Source organism: Streptomyces sp. NPDC088252 (genome assembly GCF_044740965.1).
Classification (GTDB): Bacteria; Actinomycetota; Actinomycetes; order Streptomycetales; family Streptomycetaceae; genus Streptomyces.
Map to the genome: position 1 here is coordinate 111969 of NZ_JBIURS010000006.1, position 23257 is coordinate 135225.

General features: G+C 71.6%; 17 protein-coding genes and 1 pseudogene. 12 read left to right on the forward strand and 6 right to left on the reverse strand.

The genetic code is table 11. From position 1 onward, the window contains the following. Positions 1 to 76 precede the first annotated feature (76 nt). The 5 genes and pseudogenes from ACIOHC_RS14470 (at position 77) to ACIOHC_RS14490 (ending at position 8830) form a co-directional block, all read left to right on the forward strand. Positions 77 to 2349 (forward strand): annotated as a pseudogene (locus ACIOHC_RS14470) (molybdopterin-dependent oxidoreductase). A gap of 289 nt (positions 2350 to 2638) precedes the next feature. Next, on the forward strand, positions 2639 to 4000 hold the full coding sequence (locus ACIOHC_RS14475; RefSeq protein ID WP_351074850.1) for an ABC transporter ATP-binding protein: 1362 nt from the start codon (positions 2639 to 2641) through the stop codon (positions 3998 to 4000). Between the two features lie 154 nt (positions 4001 to 4154). After that, on the forward strand, positions 4155 to 6041 hold the full coding sequence (locus ACIOHC_RS14480; RefSeq protein ID WP_365690916.1) for an ABC transporter ATP-binding protein: 1887 nt from the start codon (positions 4155 to 4157) through the stop codon (positions 6039 to 6041). 267 nt (positions 6042 to 6308) lie between these two features. Then, complete coding sequence (locus tag ACIOHC_RS14485) at positions 6309 to 7703, forward strand: aldehyde dehydrogenase family protein (RefSeq protein WP_401842892.1); 1395 nt, start codon at positions 6309 to 6311, stop codon at positions 7701 to 7703. Positions 7704 to 7750: 47 nt separating this feature from the next. Continuing rightward, the gene (locus ACIOHC_RS14490; RefSeq protein ID WP_365690917.1) at positions 7751 to 8830 is read left to right on the forward strand and encodes a Zn-dependent alcohol dehydrogenase; all 1080 of its coding nucleotides are present in this window, start codon (positions 7751 to 7753) and stop codon (positions 8828 to 8830) included. Between the two features lie 865 nt (positions 8831 to 9695). Here ACIOHC_RS14490 and ACIOHC_RS14495 read toward each other — a convergent pair. Genes ACIOHC_RS14495 through ACIOHC_RS14505 form a run of 3 tightly spaced genes read right to left on the reverse strand, consistent with a single transcriptional unit; the run spans position 9696 to position 12125 of the window. Then, positions 9696 to 10679 (reverse strand): DMT family transporter, encoded by a 984-nt coding sequence (locus ACIOHC_RS14495; RefSeq protein ID WP_351074857.1) that lies wholly within the window; start codon positions 10677 to 10679, stop codon positions 9696 to 9698. Between the two features lie 33 nt (positions 10680 to 10712). After that, positions 10713 to 11435, reverse strand: coding sequence for an ArsR/SmtB family transcription factor (locus tag ACIOHC_RS14500; protein ID WP_389637163.1), 723 nt, complete (start codon positions 11433 to 11435; stop codon positions 10713 to 10715). A gap of 15 nt (positions 11436 to 11450) precedes the next feature. Continuing rightward, entirely contained in the window at positions 11451 to 12125 is a 675-nt protein-coding gene (locus ACIOHC_RS14505) for a TetR/AcrR family transcriptional regulator (RefSeq protein ID WP_351074859.1), read from the reverse strand. Between the two features lie 64 nt (positions 12126 to 12189). On the opposite strand from ACIOHC_RS14505, the gene ACIOHC_RS14510 reads away from it, so the two are divergent. From ACIOHC_RS14510 to ACIOHC_RS14520, 3 genes are all read left to right on the forward strand, one after another. After that, on the forward strand, positions 12190 to 13341 hold the full coding sequence (locus ACIOHC_RS14510) for an acyl-CoA dehydrogenase family protein (RefSeq protein ID WP_389637161.1): 1152 nt from the start codon (positions 12190 to 12192) through the stop codon (positions 13339 to 13341). Positions 13342 to 13441: 100 nt separating this feature from the next. Next, positions 13442 to 13732, forward strand: a complete 291-nt coding sequence (locus ACIOHC_RS14515; protein WP_351074861.1) for a YiaA/YiaB family inner membrane protein — start codon at positions 13442 to 13444, stop codon at positions 13730 to 13732. An 81-nt stretch (positions 13733 to 13813) separates the two neighbouring features. Next, a complete protein-coding gene (locus ACIOHC_RS14520) occupies positions 13814 to 14437 on the forward strand; it encodes a TetR/AcrR family transcriptional regulator (RefSeq protein ID WP_365690923.1) in 624 nt (207 codons plus the stop codon). A 37-nt stretch (positions 14438 to 14474) separates the two neighbouring features. Here the strand turns inward: ACIOHC_RS14520 and ACIOHC_RS14525 are convergent, their stop codons facing one another. Beyond that, a complete protein-coding gene (locus tag ACIOHC_RS14525) occupies positions 14475 to 14936 on the reverse strand; it encodes a MaoC family dehydratase (protein ID WP_351074864.1) in 462 nt (153 codons plus the stop codon). A 127-nt stretch (positions 14937 to 15063) separates the two neighbouring features. Between ACIOHC_RS14525 and soxR the strand changes: the two genes are divergently transcribed. Further along, positions 15064 to 15537 (forward strand): redox-sensitive transcriptional activator SoxR, encoded by a 474-nt coding sequence (gene soxR / locus ACIOHC_RS14530; RefSeq protein ID WP_351074866.1) that lies wholly within the window; start codon positions 15064 to 15066, stop codon positions 15535 to 15537. Between the two features lie 57 nt (positions 15538 to 15594). Here soxR and ACIOHC_RS14535 read toward each other — a convergent pair whose 3' ends face one another. Then, a complete protein-coding gene (locus tag ACIOHC_RS14535) occupies positions 15595 to 16206 on the reverse strand; it encodes a hypothetical protein (protein ID WP_351074867.1) in 612 nt (203 codons plus the stop codon). 225 nt (positions 16207 to 16431) lie between these two features. Here ACIOHC_RS14535 and ACIOHC_RS14540 point away from each other — a divergent pair, with 225 nt between their 5' ends. Further along, on the forward strand, positions 16432 to 19260 hold the full coding sequence (locus tag ACIOHC_RS14540; RefSeq protein ID WP_401842896.1) for a penicillin acylase family protein: 2829 nt from the start codon (positions 16432 to 16434) through the stop codon (positions 19258 to 19260). Positions 19261 to 19345: 85 nt separating this feature from the next. Here ACIOHC_RS14540 and ACIOHC_RS14545 read toward each other — a convergent pair whose 3' ends face one another. Continuing rightward, on the reverse strand, positions 19346 to 20611 hold the full coding sequence (locus ACIOHC_RS14545) for an exo-beta-N-acetylmuramidase NamZ domain-containing protein (RefSeq protein ID WP_401842897.1): 1266 nt from the start codon (positions 20609 to 20611) through the stop codon (positions 19346 to 19348). 185 nt (positions 20612 to 20796) lie between these two features. On the opposite strand from ACIOHC_RS14545, the gene ACIOHC_RS14550 reads away from it, so the two are divergent. Both ACIOHC_RS14550 and ACIOHC_RS14555 read left to right on the forward strand, forming a co-directional pair. Continuing rightward, the gene (locus ACIOHC_RS14550; RefSeq protein WP_401842898.1) at positions 20797 to 21561 is read left to right on the forward strand and encodes an SDR family oxidoreductase; all 765 of its coding nucleotides are present in this window, start codon (positions 20797 to 20799) and stop codon (positions 21559 to 21561) included. Continuing rightward, the gene (locus tag ACIOHC_RS14555; protein WP_401842900.1) at positions 21558 to 23216 is read left to right on the forward strand and encodes an AMP-binding protein; all 1659 of its coding nucleotides are present in this window, start codon (positions 21558 to 21560) and stop codon (positions 23214 to 23216) included. Before ACIOHC_RS14550 ends, ACIOHC_RS14555 begins: the two co-directional genes overlap by 4 nt. Positions 23217 to 23257: the final 41 nt, after the last annotated feature.

Here is a 23257-nt window from a genome sequence, read left to right on the forward strand (position 1 = left end):
TGCGTACCGGTCGGTATGCTCGACCGTGCTTGCCCACGTACGCGCGCCACCGCTGTCGCCGCCCCGGGGAGGGCCCATGTCGCACGAACTCAGCAGCTCCCGCACCGCTTTGCGCATCTGCCCCCTGTGCGAGGCCACCTGCGGACTCACCCTCACCATCGAGGGGACGAGGGTCACCGGTGCCCGGGGCGACCGGGACGATGTCCTCAGCCGCGGCTTCATCTGCCCCAAGGGTGCGTCCATCGGCGGGCTCGACGCCGACCCCGACCGGCTGCGCGCCCCGCTCGTCCGCAAGAACGGCCGCCTGACGGAGGCGAGCTGGAGCGAGGCGTTCGACGTGATCGCCGACACCCTGCCCGCACTGGCCCAGGAACACGGGCAGCAGGCCGTCGGCGTCGTCCTCGGCAACCCGAACGTGCACACCATGGCCGGCGCGCTCTATCCCTCCGTCCTGCTCTCCGCACTCCGTACCCGTTCCCTGTTCACCGCGAGCACCCTCGACCAGATGCCCAAGCACGTCTCCAGCGGACTGCTCTTCGGTGACCCGAACGCCATCGCGGTGCCCGACCTCGACCGCACCGACCATCTGCTCCTCCTCGGCGCCAATCCCCTCGAATCCAACGGCAGTCTCTGCACCGCCCCCGACTTCCCCGGCAGGCTGAGGGCGCTGCGTCGCCGCGGCGGCACCCTCACCGTCGTCGACCCGCGCCGTACCCGAACCGCCCGCCTCGCCGACCGGCACGTCGCCATCCGTCCCGGTACCGACGCCCTCCTCCTCGCCGCGCTCACCCATGTCCTCTTCGAGGAGAAGCTCACCGCGACCGGCGCACTCGCCGGGCATGTCGAAGGGATCGACGAAACCGCCGACGCCGTGAAGGAGTTCACGCCCGAGGCGGTCGCCGGGGCCTGTGACATGGAGGCCGCCACCATCCGTACGATCGCCCGTGAACTGGCCGCGGCCCGCACCGCCGCCGTCTACGGGCGCATCGGCAGCTGCACCGTCGAGCACGGCACCCTCGCCAGCTGGCTGGTCGACGTCCTCAACATCCTCACCGGCAACCTCGACCGCCCCGGCGGCGCGCTCTTCCCGCTCTCCGCCACCGCCCGCACCCCCCGTCCCGCCGCTCCCGGCAGGGCTTCGCCCTCGGGCGCTGGACGAGCCGGGTCTCCGGACACCCCGAGGCCAAGGGCGAACTGCCCATCTCCGCGCTGGCCGAGGAGATCGAGACACCGGGAGAGGGCCGGATCCGCGCCCTGATCGTCCTCGCCGCCAACCCCGTACTCTCCGCCCCCGACGGCGACCGGCTCGACCGGGCCCTGGCCGGGCTCGACTTCATGGTCGTCGTCGACCCGTACCTGGGCGAGACCTCGCGGCACGCGGACGTGGTGCTGCCTCCGCCGCCGCCCTCGCAGAGCGCCCACTTCGATTTCGCGTTCAACGCCTTCGCCGTGCGCAACCAGGTCCGTTACACCCGCCCCGCCGTCCCCCTCGGCGCCGGTCTGCTCGACGAGAGCGAGATCCTCGCCCGGCTCGTCCTCGCGGTCTCCGGGATGCACGGCGCCGCCCCGTCCACCGTCGACACCGTGGTCATCGACCGGATGCTGACCAGGGCCGTCGCCGACCCGCACTCGCCCGTGCACGGCCGCGTCCCCGCCGAACTCTCCGCCGCCCTCACCGGCCGCACCGGCCCCGAGCGCCGACTCGACCTGATGCTCCGCCTCGGCCCGTACGGCGAAGGCTTCGGCGCCGATCCCGAGGGCCTGACCCTGGAGCGCCTGCTCGCCCACCCGCACGGCATCGATCTCGGCCCGCTCCGGCCCCGGATCCCCGAGGTCCTCGCCACCCGCAGCGGGCGCGTCGAACTCCTCCCCGCGCCGATCGCCGCCGACCTGCCGAGACTCCGCCGCGCCCTCGCCGACCGGCACGGACCGGACGCGCTCCTTCTCGTCGGCCGCCGCCATCTGCGATCCAACAACAGCTGGATGCACAACATCGCCGAACTGAGCGGCGGTTCGAACGCCTGCACGCTGCAGATGCATTCCGCCGACGCGGCCCGGCTCGGGCTCGCGGACGGGGCCCCGGCCACCGTCGCGTCTGACGGCGGCGCGGTGACCGTGCCGGTCGAGATCGACGACGGCGTACGGACCGGAGTGGTGAGCCTCCCGCACGGGTGGGGGCACGACCGCCCCGGCACCCGGCTGTCCCTCGCCGCAGCCCACCCCGGCGTCAACGTCAACCAACTCCTCGACGGCAGCAGGCTCGACCCGCTCTCCGGCACCGCCGTGCTCAACGGCATCCCGGTCACGGTGACGCCCGCCGCGGCCGCGGGAGCGCCACCGGGTATGTGATCTCCGGACGGGACGGCACCATGGCGCGTACGAGCGCACCCGCCCTGATCGTCTCGGCGGCCGTCGCCGCCAAACGTGCCCGAAACGCCGAAGCGGCCCCGGCCGGGCCGGTGTCCCGGCACCGACCGCCCGCGGAGAGCCGGAACCGCACCTGACAATTCCGGCTCACCCACCCCAGGACCGCGCAACCTTTGCGCGAGTCATTCCCACCACCCGGGACCGTGGGCTAATTTCGGCCCACTGCAGCCGCTGCCCACCGCTCCACCCCACCAGCCCCGGGCGGAACCACATGACTCGCGCCATCTCCCTGCACAATGTCAGCAAGACGTACGGACGGACCACGCGTGCCGTCGACCGTCTCTCACTCTCCGTCGACCCGGGCGAATTCGTCGTCCTGCTCGGCCCCTCGGGGTGCGGCAAGTCGACCGTGCTCCGCATGATCGCCGGCCTGGAGGAGATCACCGAGGGCGAGCTGTTGCTCGACGGCGAACACGCCAACGACCTGGCGCCCCGCGAACGCGGGATGGCCATGGTCTTCCAGAACTTCGCGCTCTATCCGAGCATGACCAACCGGGCCAACATCGGCTTCCCACTGAAGCTGGAGAACCCCGGCCTGGACCACACCGACCGCGTCGAGCACACGGCCAGGATGCTCGGCATCGAAACGGTTCTCGACCGCTATCCCGGTCAGCTCTCCGGCGGTGAACGCCAGCGGGTCGCCATGGGCCGGGCCATTTCGCGCCGCCCCTCCGTCTTCCTGATGGACGAGCCCCTCTCCAACCTCGACGCGAAACTGCGCAACCATCTGCGGGCCGAAATAGCGCACCTCACAAAGGAGTTGGGTGTCACCACCGTCTATGTGACGCATGATCAGGCGGAGGCGATGTCGCTGGGCGACCGGGTCGCCGTGATGCGTGGCGGACAGCTCCAGCAGGTGAGCCCGCCGCGCGAGGTCTACGCCCTGCCCGAGAACGTCTTCGTCGCCGCGTTCATCGGCACCCCGCGCATCAACCTGTTGCAGGCCGTCGTCCATGCCCCGCTGGAGGGGCGCATGTCGATCGACCTCGGCCGTCAGCGGCTGCCGCTGCCCGAACCGCTCAGCCCGGACCACCAACTGCTCCGCATCCAGCAGGGCCGCCGGCTCATCGTCGGACTGCGCTCCGAGGCCGCCAGGATCGCCCCGCCCAGCCAGGCCCGCCCCGGCGAGGTCGCGCTGAGCGGCATCGTCGAGCATGTCGAGTACCAGGGCCACGAGGCACTGGTCCACCTCGACACGGGATCGCGGCCCGCCGTGGTCCCCGAACTCGAATCGGCCCGCCCCGGCAGAGCCGCCCCACGTCGGCGTCGCACCGGCCCCGGTGGCGGGGTCGGCGTACTGGAACGCCTCAGGGAACGCACCATCGGGTACATCGGCCGGCCCGTCGTCGGCCTCGACGAGCCCCGCCCGGAGAACGACCCGGGCGCCACCCGGGGCCCGGACCGCCCCGCGATCACGGCAGCCGACCTCGTCGTCCGTACCGGCCCCGACATGCGGCTGCGCACCGGCGGACAGGTACCGCTCCTGGTCGACCTCGCCCATCTGTACGTCTTCGACCACCACGGCCGCCGGATCTGCCCCCTGCCCAAGGAGGTTCCGGGGCTCGACGTCTAGGGTCCTCGGATCGGGCCGGATCGGGCCGGATCGGCGAGCGGGGCCCCGTGCCGCGTTCTTTGCCCGGTGCCCCCCGGATCCGGGAAGCGGACCTCGGGAGCCGATCGGACCCTGGCGTTGACCTCAAGTCCACTGGAGGTCGTACGTTCCTCCCATGAGCATGGAAGCCACCGCGTGGACGCAGCTCCACAACGTCATGAACGCGCAAGCGGACCGACGCCCCTTCGACCGAGCCACCCTGCGGCGCATCGCCGCGTTCGCCCGACCGCACCGGCGCCGGGTCGCCCTCTTCCTGGTCCTGAGCGTGGCGACGGCGCTCCTCGCGGTCGCCACCCCGATCCTGGCCGGCCGCGTCGTGAACGCGATCGTGGCCGGAAAGGAAGGGGGCACCGTCACTCGGCTGTCCCTGCTCATCGCCGTGATCGCCGTGGCGGAGGCGGCGCTCGGACTGGTCGGCCGGTGGCTCTCGGCCAACCTCGGCGAGGGGCTGATCCTGGATCTGCGCACCGCCGTCTTCGACCATGTGCAGCGCATGCCGATCGCGTTCTTCACCCGCACCCGCACGGGTGCGCTCGTCAGCCGCCTCAACAACGACGTCATCGGAGCCCAACGCGCCTTCAGCAACACCCTGTCCGGCGTCGTGAGCAATGTCGTGACGCTGCTCCTCACCCTCGGTGTGATGCTCTCCATCTCCTGGCAGATCACCGTGCTCGCGCTGGTGCTGCTGCCGGTGTTCGTACTGCCCGCGCGCCGTATGGGTGCCCGGATGGCGCGGCTCCAGCGCGAGGCGGCGGCGCACAACGCCGCGATGGGCACCCGGATGACCGAGCGCTTCTCCGCACCCGGCGCCACACTGATCAAGCTCTTCGGCCGGCCCGCCGACGAATCCGCCGAGTTCGCCGCCAGAGCGGGCCGGGTGCGTGACATCGGGGTGCGCACGGCCATGGCCCAGTCCGCGTTCATCACCGCCCTCACCCTGGTGTCGGCGCTGGCACTCGCGCTCGTCTACGGGCTCGGCGGGTTCTACGCGCTGCGCGGGCAACTGGACGCGGGGGCGGTCGTCGCCCTCGCCCTGCTGCTGACCCGGCTGTACGCGCCGCTCACCTCCCTCGCCGGGGCACGCGTCGAGGTGATGAGCGCCCTCGTCAGCTTCGAGCGGGTCTTCGAGGTCCTCGACCTCAAGCCGCTCATCGACCAGAAGCCGGACGCGCGGACGGTCCCTCAGGGGCCGGTGGCCGTGGAGTTCGACCAGGTCCGGTTCGGCTACCCGTCCGCCGACAAGGTCTCCCTCGCCTCGCTCGAGGACGTCGCGACCCTCGACACCCGCGGTGGCGGTGAAGTGCTGCGCGGAGTCTCCTTCCGCGCCGAACCCGGCCAGACGGTGGCGCTCGTCGGCTCGTCCGGCGCGGGCAAGTCGACGATCGCGCAACTGCTGCCGCGCCTGTACGACACGGACGAGGGTTCCGTGCGCATCGGCGGCATCGACGTACGCGATCTGTCCGCCGACACCCTGCGCGACACCCTCGGCATGGTGACGCAGGACGGCCACCTCTTCCACGAGTCGGTCCGCGCGAACCTCGTGCTCGCCCGACCCGAAGCCACCGAGGAGGACCTCTGGGACGCGCTGCGCCGCTCGCGCCTGGACGGTCTGGTCGCCTCACTGCCCGACGGGCTCGACACCGTCGTCGGTGAACGCGGCTACCGGCTCTCCGGCGGCGAACGCCAGCGGCTGACGATCGCCCGGCTGCTCCTGGCCCGCCAGCGCGTCGTCATCCTCGACGAGGCCACCGCCCACCTGGACAACACCTCCGAGGCCGCGGTCCAGGAGGCGCTCACCGAAGCGCTGGCCGGACGTACCGCGATCGTGATCGCCCACCGGCTCTCCACCGTACGGGCGGCCGACCTGATCCTGGTCGTGGAGAACGGGCAGATCACGGAGCGGGGAACCCACGAAGAACTCCTCGCGGCGGGCGGACGGTACGAGGAGCTGTACCGCACCCAGTTCGAGAGTCCCGGCGCGGAGCCCGCGGAGCTCGGCTGACCGCGGCCGCCGCCCACCGCGCCCGCGGCGGTGTCGAGAAGGCCGGTGCCGGGACCCGCGCCCGGCGCCGGCCGCGCGAGGCGGACCGATCCCCGCCCCGGGACGCCGGGAGGAGCCCGTCACCGGGGTGCTGTCGAGCCCCCGCGACGCACACCGGGTGCGCATCGCCGGGGCTCACGTGACGGGCGTCTCTGGCGCCCGAAAACTAACGGCGCTAGTTTGGGTGCGGGTGACACCGTCCGCAAACCGTGTCCGGGAGGAACAGCCATGAAGGCCCACGACGGCATGTACATCGACGGGACCTGGCGGCCCGCCGCGGGACGGGACACCATCGCGGTCGTGAATCCGGCGGACGAACAGGTCATCGCCCATGTCCCGGCGGGAACGGCCGAGGACGTCGACGTCGCGGTACGGGCCGCCCGCGGCGCTCTCCCCGCCTGGGCCGCCACCGCACCCGCCGAGCGCGCCGCGCGGATCGGGGCCCTGCGCGACGTGCTGGCCGCCCGCCAGGACGAGATCGCGGAGACGATCACCGCCGAACTGGGCTCGCCGCTCCCGCTGTCGCGCACGGTGCACGCGGGTCTGCCGGTCCTGGTCGCCGGTTCGTACGCGGAGCTGGCCGCCTCGTACGCCTTCGAGGAGAAGCACGGCAACTCCACCGTCCTGCTGGAGCCCGTCGGTGTCGTCGGGGCCATCACCCCGTGGAACTACCCGCTGCACCAGATCGTCGCCAAGGTCGCACCCGCACTCGCCGCGGGATGCGCGATCGTCCTCAAGCCCGCCGAGGACACCCCGCTCACCGCCCAGCTCTTCGCGGAGGCCACCGAGGAGGCCGGTCTGCCCGCCGGTGTCTTCAACCTGGTCACCGGCCTCGGCCCGGTCGCCGGACAGGCCCTCGCCGTGCACGAGGGCGTCGACCTGGTCTCCTTCACCGGCTCCACCGCCGTCGGCAAGCAGATCGGCGCCGTCGCGGGCGGTGCGGTCAAGCGCGTCGCCCTGGAGCTCGGCGGCAAGTCCGCCAACGTCATCCTGCCCTCAGCCGATCTGGCTCGGGCCGTCAACGTCGGCGTCGCCAACGTGATGTCCAACTCCGGCCAGACGTGCAGTGCCTGGACCCGGATGCTGGTCGACAGCGAGCGCTACGAGGAGGCCGTCGCCCTCGCCGCCACCGCCGTCGCCAAGTACGTGCCGGGGGAGCGGGTCGGCCCCGTCGTCAATGCCAAGCAGCAGGCCCGGGTGCGCGGTTACATCGAGAAGGGCATCGAGGAGGGTGCCCGCCTCGTCGCAGGCGGACCCGAAGCCCCCTGTGAGCAGGGCTACTTCGTCAGCCCCACCGTGTTCGCCGACGTGACTCCGGAGATGACCATCGCCCAGGAGGAGATCTTCGGCCCGGTCGTCTCGATCCTGAAGTACGAGGACGAGGACGACGCACTCCGGATCGCCAACGGCACGGTGTACGGTCTCGCGGGCGCCGTCTGGGCCGCCGACGACGCGACGGCCGTCGCATTCGCACGCCGGATGGACACCGGGCAGGTCGACATCAACGGCGGCCGGTTCAACCCGCTCGCCCCGTTCGGCGGGTACAAGCAGTCCGGCGTGGGCCGCGAACTCGGTTCGCACGGGCTCGCGGAGTACTTGCAGACCAAGTCCTTCCAGTTCTGACCTTCCCGACCCTGCTCGCTCGCTGCCGACCGTCAAGGAGCCCGTTCGTGGTCCGCGCCGCCGTACTGCCCGCCGTCGGGGCTCCCCTGGAGATCACCGACATCGAACTCCCGGAGCCAGGCCCCGGCCAGGTGCGTGTCCGTCTCGCCGCCGCGGGGGTCTGCCACTCCGACCTCTCGCTGTCCGACGGCACCATGCGGGTGCCCGTACCCGCCGTCCTCGGGCATGAGGGCGCGGGCACCGTCGTCTCGGTCGGTGAGGACGTCACCCATGTCGCACCCGGCGACGGGATCGTGCTCAACTGGGCGCCCTCCTGCGGAAGTTGTCACCACTGCGGGATCGGTGAGGTCTGGCTCTGCGTCGACGCGCTGTCCGGTGCGGCGGGCATCCATGCCCGTACCGCCGACGGCACGGCACTCCGTCCCGGCCTGAACGTGGCCGCGTTCGCCGAGGAGACCGTCGTCGCCGCGAAGTGCGTGCTGCCCGCCCCGGACGGTGTCCCGCTCACCGACGCCGCGCTGCTCGGCTGCGCGGTCCTCACCGGATACGGCGCGGTCCACCACAGCGCCCGGGTCCGCCCCGGTGAGTCCGTCGTCGTCTTCGGCATCGGCGGGGTGGGCCTCGCCGTGCTCCAGGCCGCCCGGATCGCAGGCGCCTCGAAGATCATCGCGGTCGATGTGTCCCCCGGGAAGGAGGAACTGGCCCGGCGGGCGGGCGCCACCGACTTCGTGCTCGCCTCCGACACCACCCCGCGCGCGATCCGCAAGCTCACCGACGGCCAGGGCGCGGACGTGGCGGTCGAGTGCGTCGGGCGGCCCGTCACCATCCGCGGCGCCTGGGACTCCACCCGCCGCGGCGGCCGCACCACGGTCGTCGGCATCGGCGGCAAGGACCAACTGGTGTCCTTCAACGCCCTGGAGATCTTCCACTGGGGCCGCTCGCTGACGGGTTGTGTGTACGGGAACAGCGATCCGGCCCGTGACCTGCCGATCCTCGCCGAACACATCCGGGCGGGCAGGTTCGACCTGTCCATGATGGTCACCGAGCGGATCGCGCTGGACGGCATCCCCACGGCCTTCGACCACATGATCGAGGGCAGGGGCGGTCGCGCGCTCGTGGTGTTCTGAGCCCGGTTCCGGTGTTCCGAGTCGTGGGGGCGGACGGAAGCCCTCGTCCTCCCAGGTCTCGATCCGCTCCGCCAGTTCCTCGCGCAGCTCGTGCGGGGCCGGGTACTCGGTGACCGTCTCGGGGTGCAGCACGCACGGTTCGGGCAGGTGGTCGTCGTTGCCGATCACCGAGGGCTGCGGGGCGGCGCCGAGCGGATCGGTGATGTCGGCGGCGGTCCGCCGACGCAGTTCGGTCCGGGGCAGGTGGTCCTCGTCGTGGTCGAACGGACACCACAGCAGCAGATCAGTGCCGTCCGGGAGCGGCAGATCGGGCACGTGCGCGGCGTAGAGCTGGGCCGGCGGCACCATCGGGACCTGGCCGTCCTGGGGGATCCGCGAACTCTTGCCGACGCAGTCGACCGTCGCGCGCTCCTGCGCGCTCAGCAGGTCGGCGCCTTCCTCTCTGGGCCGGCGCCACGCCTCGGCGAATATCCGTCGCCGAAGCCGTACGTCCTCGGGCGCAGTGCCGTGCTGCCAGGGGCCACCGTGGTCCGGGCAGGTGGGCCACGGTTCCCGCGCCGGCCACAGCAGCGGACCGCCGATCGAACTGTCCGACACCGTCGGGGCGGCAGCGCGCGGGTGCAGCCTCACCGTGGTGCGGGCCAGCGGTGCGAGCCCGGGGAAGTGCGCGGTGACATCGACCGGGCGGGGTGGAGTGGCTAACGGCCTGGTGCACGACAGCGAGCGGGCTCCCTGTCGTGCACCAGGCCGTAACAACGGCCTCGCCGCGCACGGGTCCGGGAGACGGTACGACCCGCGCTGCGTCCCACTCGGCGAGACGTCCCGCACGGCTTCCCGGCCGTCGGCGGGCCGGTTCCTCGTCCTCCTACGGCCGTCCGGTTCCTTGGCGCTCCGCGTCATGTCGGCGTCCCTCCACCGGCGGTGCCGGAATCCTCCGTGTGAGGCCGGTGCGCGTACGCAGCCGGGAGACCGCCACCCCGGCCAGGCAGAGCAGCCCCCCGCCGACGGTCAGCGGTGCCGGTACCTCGTCCAGCAGCAGCCAGGACATCAGCACCACCAGGGCGGGCACCGCGTAGGTGGTCGCGCCCATCCGTCCCGCGGTGGTCCTGGCGAGTGCGTAGGCCCAGGTGGTGAACGCCAGCGCGGTCGGGAAGAGGCCCAGGTAGACCATGTTGAGGGTGGCGGACAGGGGTGCTTCGGCCACGTCGGAGACCAGCGCGCCGGCGAACGGCAGACAGCCGACGGCTCCGACCAGGCAGCCGAATGTGGTGATCTGTAGCGCGGAGCCGTATCGCAGCGCCGGCTTCTGGCCGACCACCCCCAGGGCGCACGCCACCGCGGCCAGCAGGCAGAGCACCACGCCGAGCACCGACGCCCTCCCGTGCCCGGACATCGAGAGCCCGACCACCGCGGCGCCCGCGAAAGACACGGCCATGCCCGTCAGCAGTCTGCCGGACAGCGCCTCCCCGAGCATCCGGGCACCGAGCAGCGCGATCAGGAGCGGACCGATGTTCACCACCATCGCGGCCGTGCCCGCGTCGACCTGCTGCTCACCCCAGTTGAGGAGCACCATGTAGAGGCCGAACCAGAGCAGTCCGGACTTCAGGATCCCGGGCCAGGCGGCCCGCGGCGGTATCCCCTCGCGCCGCAGCAGCAGGAGTGCGCCGAGCGCCAGGGAGCCCGTGAGCAGCCGGCCGAGCGCGAGCGCGCCGGGCGAGTACGCCTCGCCGGCGCTGCGGATGGAGACGAAGGCGGAGGCCCAGAGCAGCACGGTGGTGGAGGCCGCGGCGGGGGCCCGCCAGTCACGGGGTGCCGAGGGCGTCGTCGTCGGGTCGGGTGTCGTCGTCATGGAGCCGACCGTAGGGCAGCGACCATTCGGCCCCTACCGAATTGTTGACGCCTCGATGCCGAGGTGTTCGTACAGCGCCCGTTCCCCGGCCGGTGTCGCCTTCACCGCGCGTCCGGACCCGATCCGGACGCACCAGCCGGAGTCCAGCACGTGCCGGCACAGCGCGGCGCCCGCGACGCCCGCCAGGTGCGGCCTGCGTTCCGTCCAGTCCAGACAGCTCCGTACGAGCGGACGCCGCGTCCTCGGTTCCAGTGCGATGCCCCGTGCGCCGAACCAGGCGACTCCGTCGTCGGTGAGCGCGAAGCCGGTGTCCTGCTCCAGCAGCCCCCGTTCGGTCATGGCGTCGGCGATCGCGATGCCGATGCGGCCGGCGAGATGGTCGTAACAGGTGCGTCCGCGGGCCAGCGCGCTGCCCGCACCGCTCGCGCTCAGGGAGCGCGGCCGCTCGGCCGCGGAGCCGGGGACCACCTGGGCCGCCAGATCCTCGACGAGGTGCGCGGTCCGCTCGTCGGCGAGCCGCAGATAGCGGTGGCGGCCCTGGCGCTCCTCGGCCAGCAGCCCGCCCGCGACGAGCTTGCCGAGATGTTCACTGGCGGTGGACGGTGCCACAGAGGCGTGCCTGGCCAGCTCGCCCGCGGTCCAGGCGCGGCCGTCGAGCAGGGCCAGGCAGAAGGTGGCGCGGGTCTCGTCGGCGAGAAGCGCGGCCAGGGCGGCGAGCCGGGGCGCGGCCGGGTCGGGATGTGCCATGCGTGCCATGTTTTCCAGGATGCGTCAGGAACGCTTCGGTGCCGGCCGAACGGTCCCGGCGGACGTGAGCTGCTCGTACTGGAGGGAGAGCCCGTCGACCAGGGCCCGCAGCCCGGTCTCGAACGCCCCCGCGTCGACCTTCTGACGGCGTTCGGCTAGCAGATGGGCCTGGCCCAGGTGCGGATAGTCGGCGGGGTCGTACGCCGTCTCGTCGTCGACGAAGCCGCGGGCGAACGAACCGAGGGCCGAGCCGGTGATGAAGTAACGCATGAGGGCCCCGATGTACGTCGCCTGGGCGGGCGGCCAGCCCGCCCTCACCATCGCGCCGAAGACCGCGTCGGCGACCCGCAGGCCGGCCGGGCGGCGGCCGGGCCCCTGGGCGAGCACCGGGACGATGTGCGGGTGCTCGGTGAGCGCCGCACGATAGGAGACGGCCCAGTCGTGCAGGGCGGCGCGCCAGTCGCGGGTGTCCGACGCGTCGAACATCGACAGATCGACCTGGGCGGAAACGGCGTCCGCGACCGCGTCCAGGATCTCGTCCTTGTTGCGGAAGTGGTTGTAGAGCGAGGGTCCGCTGACCCCGAGTTCGGCGGCGAGCCGACGGGTGGAGACGGCGTCGAGCCCCTCGGAGTCCACGAGTGCGCTCGCCGTCTCGACGATCCGGTCTCTGCTGAGCAGGGGCTTGCGCGGTCGGGCCATGCGGCTCATAGTAGGGCCTGCGCACAGAAAACTAGCAGTGCTAATTAAAGTGGAGAGACGAAGGATGAACCTGGAACTCGACGAGGAGCAGGAAGCCGTCCGGCAGCTCGCCAGGGACTTCGTCGCCCGTGAGATCGCTCCCCACGTCGTGGACTGGGACCGGGCCGAGAACGTCGACAAGTCGATCGTGAAGAAGCTGGGCTCGGTCGGGTTCCTCGGGCTGACCGTGCCCGAGGAGTACGGCGGCTCGGGCGGCGACCACCTCGCCTACTGCCTGGTCACCGAGGAGCTCGGCCGCGGCGACTCCTCGGTCCGCGGCATCGTCTCCGTCTCCCTCGGCCTGGTCACCAAGACCATCGCGGCCTGGGGCGACGAGGAGCAGAAGCGACACTGGCTGCCGAGGCTCACCGCGGGCGAGGCGCTCGGCTGCTTCGGCCTCACCGAGCCCGGTACCGGCTCGGACGCCGGGAGCCTGACGACGAAAGCCGTCCGGGACGGCGACTCGTACGTCATCAACGGCAGCAAGATGTTCATCACCAACGGCACCTGGGCCGACGTGGTGCTGCTCTTCGCCCGCACCGGCGACACCCCCGGGCACAGGGGCATATCCGCCTTCCTGGTTCCCACCGACACCCCGGGCCTCGGCCGGCGCACCATCCACGGCAAGCTCGGCCTGCGCGGCCAGGCCACGGCCGAGCTGGTCCTGGAGGACGTCCGCGTCCCCGCCCGCGCGCTCCTGGGCCCGGAGGGCAAGGGCTTCTCCATGGCGATGTCCGCCCTGGCCAAGGGCCGGATGTCGGTGGCGGCCGGCTGCGTCGGCATCGCGCAGGCCGCCCTCGACGCCGCCGTGGGATACGCGGGCGAGCGAGAGCAGTTCGGCAAGTCCATCGCGGGCCACCAGCTCGTCCAGGAACTCATCAGCGACATCGCCGTGGACGTGGACGCCGCCCGGCTGCTCACCTGGCGGGTGGCCGGCCTCGTCGACCGCGGCGAGGACTTCGCCACCGCCGCCTCCAAGGCGAAGCTCTTCGCCTCCGAGGCCGCCGTCCGCGCCGCCAACAACGCGCTCCAGGTCTTCGGCGGCTACGGCTGCATCGACGAGTACCCCGTCGGCAAGCTGCTGCGCGATGCCCGGGTGATGACGCTGTACGAGGGCACCAGCCAGATCCAGAAGCTCATCATCGGCCGCGCACTGACGGGGGTCTCCGCCTTCTGAGCCCCTCGGCTCCCGGCCGCTTCGTCGAACGGGAGTCTGAGTACCGGACTGAGTACGGGGACGGATGTGGCGCACACCACGTCGGCCGATGCTGGGCGCCATGAGTGAGACAACATCGGTCAAGCAGCAGAGCACCGCGGCCTTCTACGGCCAGGCCGTCGCGTCCTTCGGGGTGGCGATGGCCGCGGTGGCCCTCGGTATCTACTTCCTGGACGCCGACGCCTGGGTCCGCGGATTCCTCGCGATCGGCGTCCTCTACCTCGTCACCTCCTGCTTCACCCTGGCCAAGGTCATCCGTGACCGTCAGGAGGCGGGGCAGATCGTCAGCCGGGTCGACCAGGCCCGGCTGGAGAAGATCCTCGCCGAGCACGATCCCTTCCAGAAGCTCTGACGATCCCGCCGGACAGGCTCTAAGCGCTTGCTCAGGTTCGGGGTATGGTGTTCGTCCTGCTGATGAGAGGGGCGAGTGACGATGAGCACGGCGGAGGAGACCGACGGCGACGGCGCGCCGTGGGCCGAGGTGACACCCGAGGCGGCCAGGCGGCTCCTCGTCGCCGCCGTCGACGCCTTCGCCGAGCGCGGCTACCACGCCACCACCACCCGTGACATCGCCGGCCGGGCGGGGATGAGTCCCGCCGCGCTCTACATCCACTACAAGACGAAGGAAGAGCTGCTCCACCGGATCAGCAGGATCGGTCACGACCGTGCACTGTTCGTCCTGGAGGCCGCCGCCGACGGCGACGGCACGGCCGCCGAGCGGCTGGCCGAGGCCGTGCGGTCCTTCGTCCGCTGGCACGCCGAGCGGCACACCACGGCCCGCGTGGTCCAGTACGAGCTCGACGCCCTCGGCGAGGAACATCGCGCCGAGATCGTCGAGCTGCGCCGCAGGAGCGACGCCGTGGTGCGCCGGATCATCAGTGAGGGCGTGCGGGCAGGGGAGTTCGACGTCCCCGACATCCCGGGCACCACGCTCGCGGTGCTCTCGCTCTGCATCGACGTGGCGCGCTGGTTCAACGCGCAGGGCAGCCGGACGCCGGACGAGGTCGGTGAGCTGTACGCCGGCCTCGTGCTGCGCATGGTCGCCGCCGAGCGGTGACGTCGACCGGTCGCGTCGTCGAAAGCGGGAGCGCGGCTCAGAAGTAGTAGCGCGACACCGACTCGGCCACGCACACCGGCTTGTCGCCGCCCTCACGCTCGACCGTGACGACGGCAGTGACCTGCACACCGCCCCCGGCCTCCTCGACACTCCCCAGGACGGCCGTCGCGCGCAGCCGGGAGCCCACGGGCACGGTGGACGGGAAGCGGACCTTGTTCGTCCCGTAGTTGATGCCCATCTTCATGCCCTCGACCCGCATGATCTGCGGCACCAGGGCCGGCAGCAGCGAGAGCGTGAGGTAGCCGTGCGCGATCGTCGTGCCGAACGGCCCGGTCGCGGCCCGCTCCGGGTCCACGTGGATCCACTGGTGGTCGCCCGTGGCCTCGGCGAAGAGGTCGATCCTCTTCTGCTCGATCGCCAGCCACTCGCTGTGGCCCAGCTGCTCGCCCACTGCGTCGCGCAGCTCCTGTGCGGACGTGAAGATCCTCGGCTCTGCCATGTCCCTGCCCTTCCAGCTCTCGGCCATCCGGCGTCGCACGCCTGTCTAAGCGCTTGCTCAGCATGGTTGCCGGGTGCGTTCCTGTCAACGACGGACCGGCCGGGGGCGGGCACGTAGGGTGGGAGGGGTGCCCCAGATCCCACAGACACTTCATGAACTCACGGTCGGCCAGCTTTCCGCGCGAAGCGGGGCCGCCGTTTCGGCCCTGCACTTCTACGAGGCCAAGGGCCTGATCAGCAGCCGCCGCACCAGTGGCAATCAGCGCCGCTACACCAGGGACGCGCTGCGCAGGGTCGCGTTCGTCCGTGCGGCACAGCGGGTCGGAATCCCGCTCGCCACCATCCGGGACGCCCTCGCCGAACTCCCGGAGGAACGCACCCCGAACCGCGACGACTGGGCGCGGCTCTCGGCCGCGTGGCGCTCCGAACTGGATGAGCGCATCGAGCAGTTGGCTCGGCTTCGGGATCACCTCACCGACTGCATCGGCTGCGGCTGCCTGTCGCTGGAGAACTGTGTGCTCTCCAACCCGAACGACGTGTCGGGCCGGCGGATCAGCGGCTCGCGCCTGATGCCGGAGCGCCCGTCGGCCGACTCCCGGTAGCGGCGCGGGCCCGCCCCATCGGGCGCCGGGCGGACCGCCGGACGCTCCCGCCGCCCGTCACGCCGCCGACGCCAGGTCCCGGTGCCGCGCGTTCCGGGCCTTGCGCAGCGCCCCGGGCGCGAGCACCGGCTGCGGCACCAGGATCCCGCACCCCGCACAGACCGGCCCCGACCACGGCTCGGACCGCAGGTCCGGCCGCCAGGTGATCTCGGCGCCGGCGCACACCGGGCAGACCGTCCCCGGCTCCGACTCCAGGGCGGCGATCAGCCGGCCGAGAACCTCGGCGAGGGGTGCCGAGGGATGAACCGTCGGGTCCTCGCAGCGCGCGATCCCGTACCCGCCCCAGGTGCGCCGGTGCCAGTCGTCGAACGCACCGGGCCTGCGCAGTCCTTCGTGCTTCTCCCGCCTGCGGCGCTCGGCGAACCCCGCCTCGTATCCGAGCCAGACGGCCCGCGCCGCCTCCAGCTCGTCCAGCGCGCGCACCAGTCGCGCGGGATCGGGGGACCGGTCCTCGGGTTCGATCCCGTGCCGGACGCACAGGTGGTCCCAGGTCGCCCGATGCCCGTAAGGGGCGAACCTCTCCAGGCACTTGCGCAGCGAATACCGTCGCAGGGCCAGGTCGCCCAGCGGATCGCGGACCTGTCTCGCAAGACTCCGGAATCCGGCCATTGCACCGTCACCTCCGTCGCTCGTACTTCGGCGTCAAGGAATGGACGTACGACTGCCCGTTCCGGATCCATCGATGTGCGACGACGTCCACGATCCGGGGCGTCCCACCGTCATGAGGTCCGTGGCTGCGCATGTGACGATTCGGAAAAGGTGACTGTTGTTCACCTCAACGGCGGGTCATACCGTCGGTAACCTCCGGCGCATCGGCCTCTCGGAGGAGCACGCATGCCCCCACGCACCGTCAAGTTCAGAGCCGCCACCGTCGCGGCGGTCCTCGCGCTCGGCACCACCCTGCTCGCGGCCTCGCCGCAGTCCGGCGCCGCGGCGGCGGAACCAGCCCCCGTCACCGACTACTGCCAGGGGCAGTGCGACGACATCCTCCCACCCGGCGAGAACGGCAACGCCACCCTGGTCGACATCCTCGGCAACAAGGCGTTCGGTACGCACCCCGCCCACAGCGACGATCAACTCGACCGCTACAACGGCCTGGTGGCCGGACACGCCGGTCTCACCGACCAGAAGCTGACCGATTTCTTCAACGACGCCTCGTTCGGTGTCGCCAAGGGCCAGGTCGAGTCCGTCACCTCGCCGCGCGACGACGTCACCATCACCCGTGACAAGGCGTCCGGTGTCCCGCACATCAAGGGAACCACCCGCTACGGCACCGAGTTCGGCGCCGGATTCGCCGCCGGGCAGGACCGGCTCTGGCTGATGGACCTCTTCCGGCACATCGGACGCGGCGAACTCACCTCGTTCGCCGGTGGCGCGCTGGCCAATCAGGGCCTGGAGCAGCAGTTCTGGCCGCAGGCGCCGTACACCGAGGCGGATCTCGAAGCGCAGGTCGAGTACATCAGGACCCACGAGGGCGCCCGCGGCGAACAGGCCATGGCGGACGCCCAGGCGTATGTCGACGGCATCAACGCGTACCGCGAGAAGTCCAAGAAGGGCCGGTACTTCCCCGGTGAGTACGTGCTCACCGGCAAGATAGACGCCATCACCAACATCGGGGAGATCCAGCCGTTCAGGCTGACGGACCTGATCTCCATCGCCTCCGTGGTCGGCGGTCAGTTCGGCGGAGGTGGCGGCGGCGAGGTGCAGGCGGCGCTCTCGCTGCTCTCCGCGCAGCAGAAGTACGGCGTCGCCGAGGGCACCAAGGTCTGGGAGTCGTTCCGCCAGCGCGAGGACCCCGAGGCCGTACTGACGATCCATGACGGCACGTCGTTCCCGTACGCGGGCAGGCCCGCCACGGCGCGTGGCACCGCGCTGCCCGACGCCGGGTCCGTCACGGCCGAAGCCCTGATCCACGACCGGACCGGCTCCGCGGGCACCGACAGGAAGGCCCCCGTCAAGGCCCCGGCCGCACTCAGGAAGGCCCAGGGAATCTACGACGACGGGGTCGCCCCCGAGGGCTCGCTGCCCGGTTCCGGCTCCGGCGCCCAGAAGCGCGGCATGTCCAACGCCCTGCTGGTCTCCGGCAAGCACACCGCCGGCGGAAACCCGATCGCCGTGTTCGGGCCGCAGACCGGCTACTTCGCCCCGCAGCTGATGATGCTCCAGGAGATCCAGGGTCCCGGCATCAGCGCCCGCGGTGTCTCCTTCGCCGGTGTCGGCATGTACATCCAGATGGGCCGCGGCCAGGACTACGCCTGGAGCGCCACCTCGGCCGGTCAGGACATCACCGACACCTACGCCATCGACCTGTGCGAGCCGGACGGCGCCGCACCCACCAAGGACTCCACGCACTACCTCTACCGCGGCACCTGTACCGCCATGGAGACCCTGGAGCGCACCAACTCCTGGAAGCCGACCGTCGCCGACTCCACGGCGAAGGGCTCCTACCGGATGCAGGTCCGGCGCACGAACTACGGCATCGTCACCCACCGTGCCACCGTGGGCGGCAAGCCCGTCGCGTACACCTCGCTGCGCACCACCTACCGCCACGAAGCCGACTCGATCATCGGCTTCCAGATGCTCAACGACCCCGCGTACGTCAAGGACGCCGCCTCCTTCCAGCGGGCGGCGAGCAACATCGACTACGCGTTCAACTGGTTCTACGCCGACTCCCGCACCGCCGCGTACTACAACAGCGGCATGAACCCGGTGCGCGCGGCGGGCGTCGACCCGGCACTGCCGGTGAAGGCCGAGCGGGCCTACGAGTGGCAGGGGTACGACCCGGCCGCCAACACCGCCGCGTACACCCCGTTCGCCGAGCACCCGCACTCCAGCGGCCAGGACTACTACGTCTCCTGGAACAACAAGCAGGCCAAGGGGTATGCCGCCGCGGGCTTCGGGCTCGGCGCGGTGCACCGGGCCGATCTGCTGGACGACCGGGTGGCGAAGCTGGTCGAGGAGGGCGGCGTGACCCGCGCCTCCCTCACCCGGGCGATGGCCCAGGCCGCGGTCACCGATCTGCGCGGCGAGCAGCTGCTGCCCGAACTGCTGAAGGTGATCCGTTCCCGGCCGGTCACCGACCCGGAACTGAACTCCGTCGTGCAGCAGTTGGAGTCCTGGCGGGCGGCCGGCTCGCAGCGCAGGGAGAGCAGTCCCGGATCGCACGCGTACACCTACGCCGACGCGGTACGAATCATGGACGCGTGGTGGCCGAAGCTGGTCGAGGCCGAATTCCGGCCGGGCCTCGGCGACGGGCTGTACGAGGCGCTGACCGCCGACCTCGCCACCGACGAGTCCCCTGCGGCCAGCCATGGACCGAGCGGGGCGCACAGCGGTTCGGCGTTCCAGTACGGCTGGTGGGGCTTCGTGGACAAGGACCTGCGCCGGGTCCTCGGACAGCCCGTCAAAGGACCGCTGGCCAAGGCGTACTGCGGGAACGGCGACCTGGCCGGCTGCCGCGACGCCCTGCTGTCCTCCCTGAAGCAGGCCGCGGCCGAGCCGGCGGCGGAGGTCTACCCGGGCGACGACAACTGCAAGGCCGGCGAGCAGTGGTGCTCGGACGCGATCGTCCACCGGCCGCTGGGCGGCATCGCCCAGAAGTCCGTCCACTGGCAGAACCGCCCGACCTACCAGCAGGTGGTGGAGTTCCCCGCCCACCGGTAGGTCGTCCGCGGACCGTCCGGCCTCCGGGGACGGAACGCGTGCGCCGGGTGGGCCCGGATTCCCGTACCCACCCGGCTCCACCGTGTCACCGGTACTGGAGATACCTCTTGCGGACCGACCGGAACGCGGCGAGGTCCTTCGCCCAGGCCCCGACCACCTCATCCGTGTCCGCCCCCGCGTCGATCATCGTGCGGACCCGGGTGTTGCCGGTGAGCTTGTCGATCCAGTTGTCCGAGCGCCATTCGAACCCGCCCCAGGTCCGCTTCGCCGTCACCAGCAGCGCGATCCCGGTGCGTACCGGGTCGAAGGCCGCACGGTCGTGGACGTGCAGCTGCACCCCGCCGACCGTCTTCCCCTGGAACTTGGAGAACGTCGGCGCGAAGTACGCCTCGCGGAACGCGACCCCCGGCAGACCGACCGCGTTCACGGCCGCCGCCCAGCGGTGGTCGATGCCCTCCGCGCCGAGCAGTTCGAACGGCCGGGTGGTGCCGCGCCCCTCGGAGAGGTTCGTCCCCTCGAACAGGCAGGTCCCCGAGTACACCAGCGCGGTGTCCGGCGTCGGCATGTTGGGGCTCGGCGGCACCCAGGGCAGCCCGGTCGTGTCGAAGAAGTCCGAACGCTTCCACCCCGACATCTTCACGATGCGCAGGTCCACCGGCCGCTTGGCCAGGAACTCCGCGTTGAAGAGCAGCGCCAGCTCGGTGACCGTCATGCCGTGCGCCTGCGCGATCTCCCGCCGGCCCACGAACGTGGCGAAGGCCGGGTCGAGCACCGGGCCCAGCGCCGCCCGCCCGGTCACCGGGTTCGGCCGGTCCAGGACGACGAACCGCTTGCCCGCGAGAGCCGCCGCCTCCATGCAGTCGTACAGCGTCCAGATGTACGTGTAGAAGCGGGCTCCGGCGTCCTGGATGTCGAAGACGATCGTGTCCACACCGGACGCGGTGAAGACATCCGCGAGTGGCTTACCGCTCTTCAAATATGTGTCGTACACCGGGAGTCCGGTCGCCGGATCGTCGTAGCGTCCCTCCGAACCGCCCGCCTGCGCGGTGCCGCGGAACCCGTGCTCGGGCCCGAAGACCGCGACCAGGTCCACCCGCTCGTCCGGGTGCATCACATCGACGATGTGGCGCACGTCGGAGGTGATCCCGGTCGGGTTGGTGACGACCCCGACCTTCTGCCCCTTCAACAGCGCGTAGCCGTCCGCGGCCAGCCGGTCGAAGCCGGTACGGACCCGGCTCTGCCCCTTGCCGGGGGCGGGGGCGGCGCTCGCGCCCCCGGTCCCGGCGGCCGTCGCCGCGAGGGCCCCCACCGCACCGCCGGCGGCCAGCAAACCACGTCTGGACAGGCTCATTCGGCTACCTCCATGATCGCGACCTCTGTCATGGTCACGCACGCTAGCGCGCGTTCAGGCCATACGGAATGAGCCGGACGTGACGGGTGTGACAGGAGTGCCGCCCAAGCGGCGTCAACCTCTTCCCTCGCGACATACCGACTGGTTAGTCTGCCGGTGCAGTCGGCTGAGAGAGGCGGGACCCGATGAGTACGGTGCACGGCGCGGGCGTAGTGGTCACAGGGGCCGGAGGCGGCATCGGGGCCGCCCTGGCCCGCCGGTTCGCCGCGGAAGGCGCGCGGGTCGTGGTCAACGACCTCGACGAGGCCCGGATCGGTCCGCTGGCCGAGGAGATCGGCGCCACGGCCGTCGCCGGTGACGCCTCACGGATCGTGGACGCCGCCCGGGACGCGCTGGACGGCACCGTCGACATCTACTGCGCCAACGCGGGTCTCGCCTCGCCCGGCGACGTCTTCGCCGACGAGGAGGTCTGGGCCGCCGCCTGGGACGTCAATGTGATGGCCCACGTCCGTGCGGCCAGGGCGCTGCTGCCCCACTGGCTGGAGCGCGGCAGCGGCCGCTTCGTCTCGACCGCCTCGGCCGCCGGACTGCTGACGATGATCGGCGCCGCGCCGTACAGCGTCACCAAGCACGGTGCCGTCGCCTTCGCCGAATGGCTCTCGCTCACCTACCGCCACCGCGGCGTCAAGGTCCACGCGATCTGCCCGCAGGGCGTGCGCACGGACATGCTCACCGCCGCCGGATCGGCCGGCGAGCTCGTCCTCGTCCCCGGCGCCATCGAGCCCGAGGCGGTCGCCGACGCGCTCTTCGACGCCATGGCCGAGGACCGCTTCCTCGTCCTGCCGCACCCCGAGGTCGCCGGGTACTACCGGGCCCGCACCAAGGACACCGACCACTGGCTCGGCAACATGAACCACCTCCAGCAGAAGTGGGAGGAGACCGGCGCATGACCGAGTCCATCTACGCGGCCAAGCCCTGGATCTCGCTGCTCAGCGAGGCCCAGCGGGCCCCCGTCAGCCCCGCCGAGACCCTGGTCCACGCCTTCCGCGCCTCCGTCGCACGCAGCCCCGGGCACACCGCGCTCGCCTACTTCGACGGACGCCTGAGCTACCGCGGGACCGACGCGCTCTCCGACGCCGTGGCCGGTCATCTCGCAGCCAGGGGCCTGGAGCGCGGCGACCGCGTCGCGATCATGCTGCAGAACACCCCGCAGTTCGTGCTCGCGCTGCTCGGCGCCTGGAAGGCCGGTGCCACCGTCGTCCCCCTCAACCCGATGTACAAGTCCGGCGAGGTCGGCCACGTACTGAAGGACGCCGAGGTCACCGCGCTGATCTGCGCGGACCGGGCCTGGGAGGCGTATCTGCGCGACACCGCCGCCGACGCCCCGAGCGTGCGGATCGTGCTCACCACCAGCGAGTTGGACCTCCAGACATGCAACGACGCGCGCGTACTCGGCTTCGAGCGCCTGCCCGTCCCCGAGGACGCGGACGATCTGCTCGCCGTCGCGCGGCGCAGCGTCGCAGCGCCCGAGGGACGCGGACCGACCCGTGCCGACGTGGCGCTGATCAGCTACACCTCCGGGACCAGTGGCACACCCAAGGGCGCCATGAACTCCCACGGCAACATCATGGTCAACGCCGAGCGCCAGCGCGCCGGGCACCCCGTCGCCGAGGGCTCTTCCTACTTCGCGCTCGCCCCTCTCTTCCACATCACCGGCATGGTGTGCCAACTGGCCGCCTGCCTCGCCAACGCGGGCACCCTCGTCCTCGCGTACCGCTTCCACCCGGGCGTCGTCCTCGACGCCTTCGCCGAACACCGCCCCGCCTACACGGTGGGCCCGTCGACCGCCTTCATGGCACTCGCCGCCCACCCCGGCGTCACCCCCGAGCACTTCTCCTCCTTCCAGGTGATCTCCTCCGGCGGTGCGCCGCTGCCGCCCGCGCTCGTCGAGAAGTTCCGGGCGGGGTTCGGCCCGTACATCCGCAACGGCTACGGCCTCACCGAGTGCACGGCCCCCTGCGCCTCCGTCCCGCCGGAGCGGGAGGCCCCCGTCGACCCGGCCTCCGGAACGCTCTCCGTCGGCGTGCCGGGCCCCGACACGGTGGTCAGGATCCTCGACGAGAACGGTGCGGAGGTGCCCTTCGGCGAGCAGGGCGAGATCGCGGTCCGCGGGCCGCAGGTCGTCTCCGGCTACTGGCGGCTGCCCGAGGCCACCGCCGCCGCTTTCCCGGACGGCGAACTGCGCACCGGCGACATCGGCTTCATGGACCGGGAGGGCTGGCTGTACGTCGTCGACCGGAAGAAGGACATGATCAACGCCTCCGGCTTCAAGGTCTGGCCGCGTGAGGTGGAGGACGTCCTCCACACCCACCCGGCGGTCCGGGAGGCCGCTGTCGTCGGTGTCCCCGACGCCTACCGGGGCGAGACCGTCCGCGCCTACGTCAGCCTCCGGCCGGGCACCGCGGCCGGAGGCGAGGAACTGGCCGAGTACTGCAAGGAACGACTCGCCGCGTACAAGTATCCGCGCGAGGTCGAGATCCTGGCCGAACTCCCGAAGACGGCGAGTGGGAAGATCCTCAGGCGGGAACTGCGTTCCCCCCGATAGACCGTCTCGGGCACGACGGACCGCTTCACGCACGGTGGTCC